The 13,679-nt window shown below is 35.2% G+C and carries 11 protein-coding genes; 3 read left to right on the forward strand and 8 right to left on the reverse strand.

Annotation, left to right across the window (positions count from 1 at the left end; genetic code table 11):
• Window positions 1–11: 11 nt before the first annotated feature.
• The 5 genes from MJQ71_RS12605 to MJQ71_RS12625 form a co-directional block, all read right to left on the reverse strand.
• On the reverse strand, window positions 12–641 hold the full coding sequence (locus MJQ71_RS12605; protein WP_238806981.1) for an LON peptidase substrate-binding domain-containing protein: 630 nt from the start codon (window positions 639–641) through the stop codon (window positions 12–14).
• A 102-nt stretch (window positions 642–743) separates the two neighbouring features.
• Window positions 744–1,208, reverse strand: a complete 465-nt coding sequence (locus MJQ71_RS12610) for a gliding motility lipoprotein GldH (RefSeq protein WP_510185982.1) — start codon at window positions 1,206–1,208, stop codon at window positions 744–746.
• Window positions 1,209–1,361: 153 nt separating this feature from the next.
• Entirely contained in the window at window positions 1,362–3,074 is a 1,713-nt protein-coding gene (locus MJQ71_RS12615; protein WP_238806983.1) for a PSP1 domain-containing protein, read from the reverse strand.
• A 247-nt stretch (window positions 3,075–3,321) separates the two neighbouring features.
• On the reverse strand, window positions 3,322–4,614 hold the full coding sequence (purD, locus tag MJQ71_RS12620; protein WP_238806984.1) for a phosphoribosylamine--glycine ligase: 1,293 nt from the start codon (window positions 4,612–4,614) through the stop codon (window positions 3,322–3,324).
• Between the two features lie 143 nt (window positions 4,615–4,757).
• The gene (locus MJQ71_RS12625) at window positions 4,758–5,492 is read right to left on the reverse strand and encodes a hypothetical protein (protein ID WP_238806985.1); all 735 of its coding nucleotides are present in this window, start codon (window positions 5,490–5,492) and stop codon (window positions 4,758–4,760) included.
• Window positions 5,493–5,637: 145 nt separating this feature from the next.
• On the opposite strand from MJQ71_RS12625, the gene MJQ71_RS12630 reads away from it, so the two are divergent.
• From MJQ71_RS12630 to MJQ71_RS12640, 3 genes are all read left to right on the forward strand, one after another.
• Window positions 5,638–6,075 (forward strand): hypothetical protein, encoded by a 438-nt coding sequence (locus MJQ71_RS12630; protein ID WP_238806986.1) that lies wholly within the window; start codon window positions 5,638–5,640, stop codon window positions 6,073–6,075.
• A 118-nt stretch (window positions 6,076–6,193) separates the two neighbouring features.
• A complete protein-coding gene (gene ccsA, locus MJQ71_RS12635) occupies window positions 6,194–8,731 on the forward strand; it encodes a cytochrome c biogenesis protein CcsA (protein WP_238806987.1) in 2,538 nt (845 codons plus the stop codon).
• Between the two features lie 288 nt (window positions 8,732–9,019).
• On the forward strand, window positions 9,020–10,384 hold the full coding sequence (locus tag MJQ71_RS12640) for a thioredoxin domain-containing protein (protein ID WP_238806988.1): 1,365 nt from the start codon (window positions 9,020–9,022) through the stop codon (window positions 10,382–10,384).
• Window positions 10,385–10,671: 287 nt separating this feature from the next.
• Here MJQ71_RS12640 and MJQ71_RS12645 read toward each other — a convergent pair whose 3' ends face one another.
• The 3 genes from MJQ71_RS12645 to MJQ71_RS12655 form a co-directional block, all read right to left on the reverse strand.
• Window positions 10,672–11,778: an AEC family transporter gene (locus tag MJQ71_RS12645; RefSeq protein ID WP_238806989.1), complete on the reverse strand. Its 1,107-nt coding sequence runs from the start codon at window positions 11,776–11,778 to the stop codon at window positions 10,672–10,674.
• A 96-nt stretch (window positions 11,779–11,874) separates the two neighbouring features.
• On the reverse strand, window positions 11,875–13,062 hold the full coding sequence (locus MJQ71_RS12650) for a pyridoxal phosphate-dependent aminotransferase (RefSeq protein ID WP_238806990.1): 1,188 nt from the start codon (window positions 13,060–13,062) through the stop codon (window positions 11,875–11,877).
• A gap of 36 nt (window positions 13,063–13,098) precedes the next feature.
• Complete coding sequence (locus MJQ71_RS12655; RefSeq protein ID WP_238806991.1) at window positions 13,099–13,572, reverse strand: hypothetical protein; 474 nt, start codon at window positions 13,570–13,572, stop codon at window positions 13,099–13,101.
• Between the last annotated feature and the right edge of the window lie 107 nt (window positions 13,573–13,679).

Below are 13,679 nucleotides of genomic sequence, written 5' to 3' on the forward strand. Positions count from 1 at the left end.
GCACTTTTTTCTTAAAAATTCAAAGGGTCAAGTTCTTTGAAATGCCCATTCATAGCAATTCGTTCTTTGGTTCGTTCAACTTCCGTAACTACTGGAATGATTCGTTCAAGGTGTTCTATTAACCTATCTTGTCTTTCTTTTTCTGACGAAATTGTTAGCAGTTCATATTCTTCTGCAACTGAAATCCCAATTTTATGCACAATTCGATAGCTAAAAGGCATATATTCTGGTTTTTCATAATCAACTTTTACTTTCAGAAGGCGGTAAAGTTTTTCGATTAAACTCAATAAATAAGCGTTAATTTCTTCTGTTAAATCTTCATTTTCCAAAAAAATCACTTCGCCTCCAGCATATAATTTCCCTTTAGATGGATTCTGAAAATCAACGATTCTAAATATCCGCAAACCCTTCGTTTTAATGTCCATTCGCCCATCGCCATAGCGTTTCGATAGTTGCTTTACTTCTACTTCAGTTCCGTAGCCTAAAAGTTTCCCGTTTACAAAAGATGGAATCCCAAACGTTTTTTTTTCGTCTAAACATTCATTAATTAACTGTCTATAACGGGGTTCAAAAATATGAAGATTAAGGTCTTCATGCGGAAAAACAACTAAATTTAGCGGAAAAAGAGGTAAGAAATTCATAAAATCAAGAAGGTTCGGCGTTGCAATATTGAATCTATACTTCTTTATTCAAATGTATTTTTGAATAAAGAAATGTATGAATATCTAACTTCAATTTTTCAACTATTGTTTTGCAGGAAGCGGTTTTTCTATACTAATGCCAACAGACATTACGTAAGGAAGAGGGTCTTGACGCATATATTGCTTCAATTTGATTGTGTATTGCCCTTTTTTTGGAAACTTAAAATTACGGCTAGAAATCACTTTGTGGTCATAAATATCGCCTAATCCTTCGCCTAAGGGTTTACCAGTTTTAGGATTAAAAAGCAGAATTTCTTCTAAGCGATTACTAATTTGCTTCCCATCTTGGTCATAAATGTAACGTGTAATATACAAGTTATTATATGGATATTGTGAAGCATTTCTAATCAAAAGAAAAATATTATAAGGTATTTTTTCGTCTTCAACCTTAAACGTAAACGTTGGTATTGTTTTTACGAACCAGTTTGTGTCCTTAAAATCTTCGTAAGATTTGAAAATTGCGTTGCTATCGCACGATAAACAATACAAAGAGAGCAATAATGACATGGCAAAAACCGCTTTTCTCTGAGTTTTTTTTGCCCATAATTGCTTACTAATCATATATCCAAAAACATTTTTCATTTCGATTTCTTAAAGGTCTTAAAAACAAACGTGCCACATTTTTTGGATATGTCACGTTTGTCATTTGCTTAATTAATTTTATTTTTCTCCGTCAGGTTTTGGTGATGCTGGCGGGTTATTTTGCTTATTTTGAGGGTTAATATTTGGCCCACCACCTTTCTTGTTTTGATTATTCTGATTGGGGTTTCGACCTTGATTATTAGGATTGTTAGGCCTATTAGCATTTTGCTGAGGATTTCCTCCTTGCTGATTTCCACCCTGTGGAGAGCCACCCTGCTTATTACTGGGGTTATTTTTCTGCTGATTATTCCCTTGTTGAGGTACTGGTCTATTTGGATTTCCGCCTTGTCCTTGCTTATTATTTGGATTATTTTTTTGCGGATTATTCCCTTGATTTGGCACATTTCCACCCTGCGGTTTATTAGCTATTTGAGCAGGATTATTTCTGTTTTGGTTGTTTTGTATTGGCTGCTGGTTATTCTTTTGCGATGAACCACCTTGCTTATTACCCTGATTTCCTTGTGGATTCGGGTTTTTAGTTGATGAATTTTCAGCTTTCGCTCCTTCTATTTGCTGATTTCCTCCACGATTCGCTTGATTGGTATTTTGTTGCGGAGAATTCGGTTTATTTTGTTGATTCTTATTATTTTGCTGAGGTTTTTTACCTTTATCAGTATATTTTTTATCCAAACGGTCTAAATCCGAATTTCTTGGAGCGTTTTTATCTACTACAATAGAATCAATTAAATTGAGGTCTTCTAACGAATTTGGCAAAATACCTTTTTCATTCATTTTCATAATCTCAACTACTTGATGAATCGGTAACGAATGCCAGTTGATGTCATTATTATAACTAAACCACATGATTCGTCGGAAAATATCGGTTTTTTGTAAAACAGCAATTCCTTTCTCTGTTTTTAATGGCTTTTCAACCGTTGGAATATCACTCAAAGCATCCAAATACGTTTCTAATTCGTAGTTTAGGCAGCATTTCAAGCGGCCACACTGACCCGAAAGTTTGGCAGGATTTAGTGAAAGATTCTGATAACGAGCCGCCGAAGTTGGAATCGCACGAAAATCAGTAAGCCAAGTTGAGCAGCATAATTCTCTTCCACACGAGCCAATTCCACCAACTCTAGCTGCTTCTTGACGCAAACTAATTTGCTTCATTTCGACCCTGATTTTAAATTCAGACGCCAAAAGTTTAATCATTTCACGAAAATCCACACGGTCATCTGCCGAATAATAGAAAGTTGCTTTCGTATTGTCAGACTGAAACTCAACGTCCGACATTTTCATTTGTAACTTCAATTCTTTGGCAATTCCTCGCACGCGATACATCGTTGGCATATCTCGTGCAATGGCTTGTTGGTGCTTTTCTAAGTCTCTTTCGGTACTTACTCGAAGGATTTTTCTTATTTCATCATTATCTTTGAGACCTTTCTTTATCATTTGCAACCGAACTAACTCTCCTTGCAAAGAAACACTGCCAATATGATAACCTGATGCCATTTCGCAAACAACGAAATCGCCCGTATAAAGGTCGAGATTATTGGCATTACGAAAATATTCTTTTCTTCCTCCTTTAAATTTTACTTCAACAACATCATAACGCATCGAACGTGGCACATCCATATCAGATAACCAGTCGTAAGCATTCATTTTATTACATCCGCCCGATGAACAGCCGCCCGATGAGCAACCTGCTACCGTTTTATGATTCGATTTTTCGGTTTGGCCTATCGCTTTTACTGCTCCACAACCTCCCGATGAACATTGTCCACAGCTCATTTTAAGTATATATAAATTTTAACCCACAGAGGGATTTTTATGAAAAAAATAGGCTTAAATGCCTAATTATTAGTTGCTTATACAGATATGTATCTGCAACATTTGGTCAATTATCCCTCAGTAATTCAATCTTAGCTAAGATACAACTTAGATAAAAATCAATATGAAGATTGCATAAAACTTCAGCTATTTTATGGCTTTACTACTAATATTTAATCCTGTTTGGGTCTATAAAAAATCAATGGTACTATTTTTCAAGAAACTTCAATAAATCCTTTCCGATGTCGTTTCGGAAATATTTTCCATCAAATATAATCTTTTTTGCCATTAACTGCGATTTTTTACGGGCAGAATTTAGCGTTCTTGCCAAACCAGTTGTTACAATTACACGACCACCATTGGTTACTATTGATCCATCAGTAGCGATTTTTGTGCCAGCGTGGAAAACAATCGTATCTTTTTCAGCTTCTGGAATCTGCATCACATCACCTTTACGATAATCTTCAGGATAACCTTTCGCCACAGAGACCGTTGCAATCGCCATTTTAGGATTTACTGAAAGCTTTATTTTATCTAATTTCCCTTCAGCAGTCGCTTTCATCAACTTGACCATATCAGTCTTAATTCTTGGCAAAACCACTTCTGTTTCTGGGTCGCCCATGCGAGCATTATATTCAATTACATAAGGTTCGCCATTAACATTCATTAAACCAACGAAAATAAAACCGACATATTTGATGCCTTCAGCCTGCAATCCAGCCAAAGTTGGCTTTACCACTCGTTCTTCAACTTTGCTTAAAAATTCAGCATCGGCAAATGGCACTGGCGAAACAGCCCCCATTCCTCCTGTATTTAAGCCTTTGTCGTTCACACCGATACGTTTGTAATCTTTTGCTTCTGGCAAAATTTTGTAGTTTTTCCCATCAGTTAAGACAAACACAGAAAGCTCGATTCCTGTCAAAAATTGCTCAATTAGAACTTTACTGCTAGCATCGCCAAATTTTGCTTCGGCAAGCATTTCGTGCAGGGCTTTACGAGCATCAGCTTTTGTTTCAGCAATAATTACGCCTTTTCCTGCGGCCAAACCATCAGCCTTCAAAACTATCGGAAGAGACTGACTATCAAGATATTGCAAGCCTTCTTGCAAGGTTTCTTTAGTAAATGTTTGTGACGCTCCCGCAGGAATATTGTATTTTTGCATGAAAGCTTTCGAGAAGTCTTTGCTACCTTCGAGTCTTGCTCCTGAAGCATCAGGCCCTACGATTTTTATCTTTTTTAGAGCTTTATCTTTCTTGAAGAAATCAACAATTCCACGCACCAACGGTTCTTCGGGGCCAACAATAACCATTTCGATTTGATGGTCTTTTACGGCATTTCCGATTGCTTCAAAATCATTTACTCCAATAGGTAAATTTGTTGCCAATTGTGCAGTTCCCGCATTTCCTGGGGCAACAAAAAGATTAGTACAGTATTTTGATTGTGCAATTTTCCAAGCAAAAGTATGTTCACGTCCGCCCGAACCAAGTATTAAAATATTCATTGAAAATAAAATCTTTGTGTTTTGAACCTGTAAAGTTCGTCAAGTTTTTTGGAAAATAATAGAGCTTGACCGTTTTAAAATGATTTTATAGGATTTAATCGATTAGGCAAAAAACGCAATATTAACCACAATCATATTCTTCCTTAAAACTCAAACTTTCCTTCTTTTTTGGTTTTTTCAATGGTTCGGAAGATTTCTTGCTTTCCTTTCAAAGAAATTTTTCTGGAAACTTCAACGGCCGAAGTAAAATATGCGATTTTAGTAAATAATTCGCTTTTTCCAAAAAAGCCTTTTTGGGTTACTATTTCTTCTAACGGAATGGGTTTTGAAGTCAAATAACTTAATTCTGAGCGATAATCAATATAACGCTGAATACTATCTTGTGAACTCACAAAACGATAATCGAGCATCAAGGCAAGTCCTTCATCAAACCATGTCGGAATTTCTTTTTTTGTTCTCCACCAACCGAGCCTTGTCATTAATTCGTCATGGCACATTTCGTGGGCTATCACATCAATATTGAGTCCATCTTTATTTAAAATTATCCACGAGCCCAACGGTGTTCCGATGCTAAACCCTGCTCCTTCGGTGGTTTTTGCATATTTTTTGTACGTTTCGGCATTTTTACAGAAAATAATCTTCGCTTTTCCTTCTCTTTTTCCCCAAAAATCCTTGATACGACTATCAGCATTTATTACGTAATGTATGAGTGAATCTTGTTGTTGTTTTGAAATGCTTTTTTCAACAAAAATGTTTGTTTTTATTTCTTGAAAATCGTCCAATTCAACAAAAAAGCAACGAATAAATTGGGGAAATAGCCAAGTAAATATAAATGTAAAAATGATTATTGTAATGATTGTGTACTTCAAATACTTCATGTTACTTGTATGTGTTGATTTTGGCGAATACGCTTATCGCTCCACAGATTAACAAAACCTGTCTGGGCGAAGTTATGTTATTTAGCGTTTATAACGTAACTTTGACAAAATTTTAATCACCCAAAATTACTTTACAAAAAAATATATGTACTCAATCATTCTAACAATTCACTCATACCTTGCATTTGCAGCGTTGTTTTTATTAGGTTTTGCAGCAATCAACGGTATAACTGGCTCAACAAGTGAGAGAAGTTTCGAGGAAAAACACGCAAAAGTCAACAAATTTGCTCTCATCGCTACGCATACAATGTTTCTTTTAGGCTTGGTTTTATTATTTGTATCTCCTGGAGCTCAAGTAGCTTTTGCTGATATGAAATTAACAATGAAAGATAGTATTTTGAGAAAAGCCTATGTTGAACATCCAACAATTAACTTGATTGCAGTTGTATTAGTAACAATTGGAAATGCCCGTGTGAAACGTGCCGTTGGAAACGGTCGTAAATTTAAACAAACGGCTATTTTCTTTGGATTAGCGTTGGTTTTGATTTTAAGTAGAATTCCTTGGTCAACTTGGTTAGGTTGATATTGGAGGATAAATTTAGCCAAAAATCATCAGAACAAATAAAACATATTATTGCTGAATGTTACTATTTACAGTTTGAAACCTTGAATTTTCACATTCAGCAATCATTTCTTCTCTCATGTTAAGACCATATCTTGGAAATATCGGGCATGTGTCCGTAATCATAGCCTTTGTGGCAGCATTAGTCTCGACTTACGCCTATTGGCAAGCTTCTCGCCCTCAAGTTTTAGCTAATCAAAAAGACGGAAATCAATGGATAAAGTTTGCTCGTGGGGCATTTTATGTTCATACAATTGCTGTTTTTGCCATTTGTGCTTCGCTTTTGAGTATTATTTTTAATCATTATTTCGAGTATCATTATGCTTGGGACAATTCTTCTTGGAGTTTACCTTTGGGTTATGCCATTTCTTGCTTTTGGCAAGACCAAGAAGGCAGTTTCTTGCTGTGGATGTTTTGGAATGTCGTTTTAGGTGTACTTTTAATCAATACAACACTTAAAAAGGCCAAGAATGTAGGGATTGAAGCACCAACTATGACCATTTTTGCTTTGGTGCAAGTATTTTTAGCATCAATGATTTTGGGCGTTGTACTTTGGGGAGAGTTTAAAATAGGAAGTTCTCCGTTTTTGACTTTAAAAGAATCAATGCCTAATATTCCGATTTGGAAAACGAATCCAAATTTTATTCCAAAAGACGGAAATGGCCTAAATCCATTATTACAAAATTATTGGATGGTTATTCATCCGCCAACACTATTTTTAGGGTTTGCCATGACGCTTGTTCCGTTTGCCTTTTGCATAGCAGGATTGTGGAAAAAACAATATACAGAGTGGATAAAACCTGCTTTACCATGGACATTAATGGCGGCAGTTGTACTCGGAACAGGTATTATGATGGGTGGAATTTGGGCTTATGAAACACTCAATTTTGGTGGATATTGGAACTGGGACCCTGTTGAAAATGCCGTTTATGTGCCTTGGTTGATTCTGGTTGGTAGTTTTCATACCATGCTTATGGCTAAAAAAAGTAGTACAGCCTTGAAATACACTATTATTTTAGTCATCGCTCAGTTTGTTCTAATTATTTATTCTACTTTTTTGGCTCGTAGTGGAATTCTTGGAAATGCATCGGTTCACTCATTTACCGATTTAGGACTTTCGGGGCAATTGCTCATTTATTTACTAACTTTTATCGTATTTTCGGTTGTCTTAGCTGCTTTTCGTTGGAAATATTTACCGCAAGATGCCACCGAAGTTTCAACTTATTCACGAGAATTTTGGGTATTTACAGGTGTTTTGATGCTTTGTTTAGCAGGTTTTCAAGTAATTGTTACAACTTCAATTCCTGTTTATAATAAAATTGCAGAAGTTTTCGGTGGAAAACTTAATATGGCTTTACCGACTAATCAAGTTGAGCACTTTACGCAGTTTCAGATGTGGTTTTTTGTGGCTATCACCTCACTTTCAGGCGTCGCTCAATTCTTTTGGTGGAAACGTATTCAGAAAGACAGCCTTTCAAAATTACTTAATCCTCTTATATACAGCCTTTTAGCTTCGGCATTAGCCATAACTTTTGCCAAAGTAAATGATTGGAAATATATCATTTTGCTTACGGCGGCTCTCTTTAGTATTGCAGCAAATGGCAGTATTTTATTAGATATTCTGAAAGGTAAATTTAAAGTTGCAGGCGGAGCTATTACGCATATCGGACTTGCATTAATGCTCATTGGAATCATGTTTTCATCAGGATATTCAAAAGTTGTATCTTTGAATTTTTCTGGAGCAAAAATATTTACAAATGAAAGCGATAATAAAGAAAATGCCTTGCTATGGCTTAATCGACCAACCGAATTAAGCGAGTTTTCATTTACATATAAAGGGCAATTTGTTGATGTCAGAAACGTGCCAGGTTATATCGAAAAGAAATATATTTTGCCAGTTCCTGGTAGTAATTATAAAGGAATTGCGGGTGCTGATGTAGTTGATGGCGACAAAACTTTCTACAAACGTGGTGATACACTCGAATTTGAAGGTGAAAACACTTATTTTCAAGTAGAATATACCGACAAAAACGGCAAACATTTTAATCTTTATCCACGAGTTCAGGATAATGAAAAAATGGGAACAGTGCTTTCACCAGACATTAAGAAATTTTGGAACAAAGATATTTATGCTTTCGTTTCGGGGCCGCCTGTTGCTGAAGATGAGCGTGACTGGAGTCGTCCAGAGGAATTTACAGTTGCCGTTGGCGATACTTTTTTTATCAATGATTATGTTGCGATTTTAGAAAATGTTGAAGGCGTTCGTGAGGTTGATGGCATTCAACTTGGTGAAGGAGATGCCGCTGCCCGTGCAAGTGTGAAGGTTTTGGATAGAAATGTTTCTATTCGGATGCGTCCAGTTTTTGCCATTCGTAACCGTGAAGTTTGGAGCAAACCAGAAGTAAATAACGAAATGGGGTTGCGACTTCAATTAGCAAAAATTGACCCTGTTTCTGGAAAATTCTCCTTTACAGTAAGTCGTGGTCAGCGAGAGTTTATCGTACTAAAAGCCACAGAAAAACCACATATAAATCTACTTTGGTTTGGATTCTTGTTAATCATTATCGGTATTACGCTGGCTACAATAAGGCGTTTCAGAATTGTAGGAGCTGAATAAATATTTATAATCATCAAAATCCCTTTCTTAGCAATGCAAACATTGGTTGAGAAAGGGATTTTTTTATGATTAAGGTCTCTGCAAGTACGAAAAAGCATATTGTACTTTTTAATGAATCAGTTAGATTATTATTTTAAATCCGCAGAAATAAATTTATTAATTAGATTTTGATTTTGGTAAGATATTTTGTGGCATACTTTTTGGGACTAGGATTAAATAAAGTGATTAAGCGGTATCATCGAAACTGCAATAACCTAAAATTATAGTATCCTAATTCCATTTAGTACCATGAAGAAGTTGATTTTATTGGTTTTTCTATGTTTTTCCAAACAATTATCTGCCCAAAATGAGCAGGGAATTGATTTTATTCGAGGAACATTTGAAAATGCCCAAAAACTTGCCAAACAACAAGGAAAATTAGTGTTTATTTCCTACGAAAATTATGGAGGTAATAGTCGTTGGATGAATCAAAATGTATTTACATCTGAAGACGTTGGAGAATATTTCAACGAAAATTTTGTTAGTTTAAAAATAAATTCTGAGTCACTGAGAGATAAAGCAGCCAATATTGATTTCAAATATTATGGTGCATCATCGGCTTATTTTTTCTTTACTGCCGAAGGCGAACTTATTTATAAATCTCATTTTGCTGCTGAGCCGAAAGAATTGCTTTCTGATGCCAATCGGGCGATAAAAGTTAGCAAAAACTTCCTTTCACTCGAACAAATGGATAAGTTATTCCATAAAGGAGAACAAAGTCCAGAAATGTTTTATTTGTATTCCTTACGACGTTTACAGGCGGTAAACTACGGAAATGTCAAAGAAAAAAGTATAAAAGATTTAGATAAAGCTGTTAGAGGTTATATTTTAGGTTTAGATAAAAATGGTCTAGCCGCTGAGCAGAATGTGTTGTTGCTCTGTGAATATTTGTACGAAACCAATAAAATGTGCAACGATGAACTTTTCACACTTTTGGTGAATCAGGCAGAAAATCTCAAAAACTTCTCAGATGAAAATGCAACAGGAATTCGTCAGCGGGTTGGAAGAATCATTGACCGTTCGTTTAATCAAGCTGTTTTAAATAAAAACGATGATTTAATGAATACCGCAGTTGCATCAATTGTTCCGTTTTGGCACGAAAAAAGTACGCCATTTTACAATAAAGAAATGGTTATGGCGAGTTATAAAATTGATTTTTATGAAATCACTAAAGATTGGAACAATTATGCCAAAGAAATAACTACTTATTTGAATCAAATTGATGCAATTGATGCCGAAGCACTCACAGCACAATCAATGGCTGAATACAGAAAATACGAAAGTAAGTTAAAGTTCACCGCGGAAGAATGGACTTTACTAAATGATGATATTTTGAATGGTTACAATGAAGAAATTGCTTATCAATTACGCTTGTATGGCTGGCGTTTTGCCCAAAATATTACCAATAAAGAGCAATTAAAATTACCTTTAAAATGGCTAAGTAAATCACTAAGAATTGCCGAAAACCCGATTGCAATGAAAACTTACTCACAGTTACTTTACAAAATTGGGCGTCAAGAGGAGGCAAAAAAATATGCTGATGATGCGGTTAAAGTTGCCAAAGGTCAAGTAATTGCCAAAGATTTTAGAGAAGAAAATTCAAAAAACAAGTAAGACTTTATTACCCCAAAAGAAAGAAAGTCGAGAGTAAAATCTGGGCTTAAATAAAAGACCATTCCAAAACTGGAATGGCTTTTTTGGTTTTTAGTTTTTCTTTGATGTAATATGCAATTTTCTGGCTAAAAAACTGAGGTAAATTTGAAGGTTTAGGTTTAGTAATTAGTAAATCAAGTAAAATTACCTTAGAGTTTTTACGATAATTTTACTTGATAAAAATATTTTTTAGGTTGAATAAATGAAAATAAAAGTTGGTGGACTTAGCTTATCTATTCAACCTTATATTAACTCGAAACTTTGGAAAACTTTAAGTAGGTTTTTGTTTTCTTGAAAACATGAGGAGCTAGTCCTAAACCAATAAAAATAAAGCCTGTAATTAATAAAGTACTTGTATGAGCAAAGAACTCACCCGATGCTAAAATACCCATCACTAAAATAGTTGAAAGTGGCAATGAAAAAGCCAAAATCAGTACCGCTAAATTCATGTCGAAAGTCTTTCTTTCTTTGGTAAAGCCTTTTTCTTCTTCTTTCAGGTTAATCGCTGAAATATGAGCAAAAGGCCAAAAACTACATGAACTCAACGGTATGACAACTGCTAGTAAAATTAGATTAGGGGTGGTGATGTTAAAGATATTGATAATCAGAACGCTAAATAAGATTGTAATACCCGCTCTGAATAATAAAATTGAGCTTACTAATTTTATTTTTCCTTCCTTAAATTGTACGGCTAAACCAATATAAATCAATACTAATGGTGTCATTAAGCTACTCGCACGATTGAAAAGTTCAGCAATGGCACTTGGTAATGCACTCATATTGATACCGAGAGAAAGAAAAATAATTGCTAATAGCATAATTATATTTATTGGTTCTTTTACCAAACTCAGAAGCAAACTTTTAACTTTTCCTTTGTCTTCTACAACTTCTGTGTGATTATTTTTCAAGTACATTTTCATGGCTACAAAATACAGAAAATTGAGTGCAAAAAATTTATTTCCTACATCTCCCATAGCTGCAAGAGCCAACGATTCATCGCCTAAAAACTCATTAATAAATGGAAAACTCGACAAACCAGGTGCTAATGATGGCAAAAGCATGGTAAGTGTTCGTCCTGCTGTACTATCTTTTTCTATACCAAAAACGGGTAAAAAATAAGGTGTAGATAGAAAAATGAAAAAATTAAACCCAAGTACTAAAATTGGGTAAATAAGCAATGATAAACTTATTTTGATTCCCATCAATGCTATAAAAACCGTAGAAGGTAATGCAATTGATAGAATAATTTCTTTGACACCATTTATTTCGGTTTTGTTTTTTATCTTACTCCTAAGAGCCAATCCTAGTCCAATCAAAAGGAGGAGGATAAGCGTTTTTTGTACAGCCTCAACCATAATGTTATAAATAATGAAGTGAATGAAGAATTTTTAAAATACAAATTTGGAGGAGTTACTAACTCCCCCAAATCCCTCTAACCTATGACAAAAAAACTAAGATAATTCGCCTAATGCCTTAACAAATAGCTTCATTTCGTCCATAGTTCCCATACTTACACGACACCAAGGTTTGTTTTGGATATCAAAAGCACGCACCATAATACCTTTTGAGGCCATTTTTGCTAAGAATTCTTTACCACCAATATTGATTGGGAAAATCACAAAATTTGTATAAGACGGGATATACTTGTAGTTCATCTTTGTAAGGTTTTCGTACAAATATTCTTTACATTCTGTGTTTAGTTTTTTAGTCATTGCTTGAAAATCAGTATCTTCAAAGCTCGCAATTGCACCTAAAACTGAAGTATGCGAAATTCCCATGCCTCCTCTAGTAATTTTTTGAATTTTATCAAGAAACTCAGGCTGTGCTACTGCATAACCAACACGAAGGCCTGCCATACCCATAATTTTTGAGAACGTACGAGCAATAATCACATTTTTCTTTTTAGAAAGCAATGAAACCATACTTTCAGTACCTGTTCCTTCGGCTAATTCGAGATACGCTTCATCAACAAAAATTGGCACTTTTTCAGATACTCTTGAGCAGAAATCTAGTAAATCTTTCCCAGCAGTAATACTTCCCACTGGGTTATTTGGATTACAGATATAAACCATTTTTGTGTCTTTATCAATTGCAGCTTCCATTGCAGCAAGGTCATGTGACCAATCAGCTTTACAAGGAATTGCTTTCCACGTTGCTCCAACTGCTTCAGCCACACGAATCAATGACATATAAGTTGGGTCGGCTGAAACTATATTTCCGCCATTCATAAAAAGCACAATAGCTACTTTTTCTAGTAAATCAGAAGAGCCTGGCCCCATCATGATGTGCTTTTCAGTAACACCTTCTTTCTTAGCTAATTTATCAACCAATGTAGCTAATTCTTTCCAAGAGTAGCGATTTCCACCCGAAACAGCTTCTGCCACTGCTTTTCTTGTACTTTCTGGCGGCCCATAAGGGTTTTCATTGGCATTCAAACGAGCCGTCATAGCCGTTACGTTTGGTCTTTCTTCCAAGAAATGTTCTCTTAAAAGCGGACTATAATAAAGTCTGCTTTTTTCATCCAATGTATAATTTGCACCCGAAAATGCACCCATTGAAATATGCGGAGCTAATGCCATACCTCCGATTGTCATTAAACCTGTCTTTAATAGACTTCTTCTGTTAATCATGTTGCTCATTTTTTTCTTAGTTTTTTTGTTAATTGAATAGACTGATTATTTGGTTGCTGTTAATCTGAAATATTTTGTAAATGGTACATCTTTGTATGTTGCCGAGCAGCTCAGCAAAACCGAAGAGCCAGCTACAGGAGTTTCTATACCAAGTGTTTTCCATGAAACTTTTAATGTCGAACGCCCTTGTGTGTCGGTAACAACATCAGTAATTTTTGTTCCTGTTCTGAATTTAAACGATACAGGAACCGATTTTGCAGGAATACTATCAATACCTACAGCAAAATCAAGAAGACCATCTTTATTTAATTCTAATAATCGCACCGTGATTGACGCATCAGCCGACGCTGAAGATGTTACTGATGGTTCTGTTGTTAGGCCTGAAGTTTTTGTCCCATTGGAATCTTCAAAAATCACTAAAACTGGAGCAACAACTCTATCAACAAAAGGGTCATCGACTTTGCAAGAAGCTCCGATAAATGCTAAAAATATAGTGCTAAGAATAAGTGTTTTCTTCATATTTCGCTGCCCCCAACCCAAAAAGAGGAACTTAGTTTAGTTAGTATGTCAGGGATATTTTTTGACATATTTCATAACATTTTCAACTGATAAAATTAATTAATGGT

The sequence above is a fragment of the Emticicia aquatica genome, assembly GCF_923079645.1.
GTDB lineage: Bacteria > Bacteroidota > Bacteroidia > Cytophagales > Spirosomataceae > Emticicia > Emticicia aquatica.

Bases quoted from the DNA above. Each gene is read 5' to 3' on its own strand.
- purD (WP_238806984.1), bottom strand. From the start codon at position 4,614: ATGAATATTTTAATACTTGGTTCGGGCGGACGTGAACATACTTTTGCT.
- MJQ71_RS12615 (WP_238806983.1), bottom strand. From the start codon at position 3,074: ATGAGCTGTGGACAATGTTCATCGGGAGGTTGTGGAGCAGTAAAAGCG.
- MJQ71_RS12610 (WP_510185982.1), bottom strand. From the start codon at position 1,208: ATGTCATTATTGCTCTCTTTGTATTGTTTATCGTGCGATAGCAACGCA.
- MJQ71_RS12655 (WP_238806991.1), bottom strand. From the start codon at position 13,572: ATGAAGAAAACACTTATTCTTAGCACTATATTTTTAGCATTTATCGGA.
- MJQ71_RS12630 (WP_238806986.1), top strand. From the start codon at position 5,638: ATGTACTCAATCATTCTAACAATTCACTCATACCTTGCATTTGCAGCG.
- ccsA (WP_238806987.1), top strand. From the start codon at position 6,194: ATGTTAAGACCATATCTTGGAAATATCGGGCATGTGTCCGTAATCATA.
- MJQ71_RS12645 (WP_238806989.1), bottom strand. From the start codon at position 11,778: ATGGTTGAGGCTGTACAAAAAACGCTTATCCTCCTCCTTTTGATTGGA.
- MJQ71_RS12605 (WP_238806981.1), bottom strand. From the start codon at position 641: ATGAATTTCTTACCTCTTTTTCCGCTAAATTTAGTTGTTTTTCCGCAT.
- MJQ71_RS12625 (WP_238806985.1), bottom strand. From the start codon at position 5,492: ATGAAGTATTTGAAGTACACAATCATTACAATAATCATTTTTACATTT.
- MJQ71_RS12650 (WP_238806990.1), bottom strand. From the start codon at position 13,062: ATGAGCAACATGATTAACAGAAGAAGTCTATTAAAGACAGGTTTAATG.
- MJQ71_RS12640 (WP_238806988.1), top strand. From the start codon at position 9,020: ATGAAGAAGTTGATTTTATTGGTTTTTCTATGTTTTTCCAAACAATTA.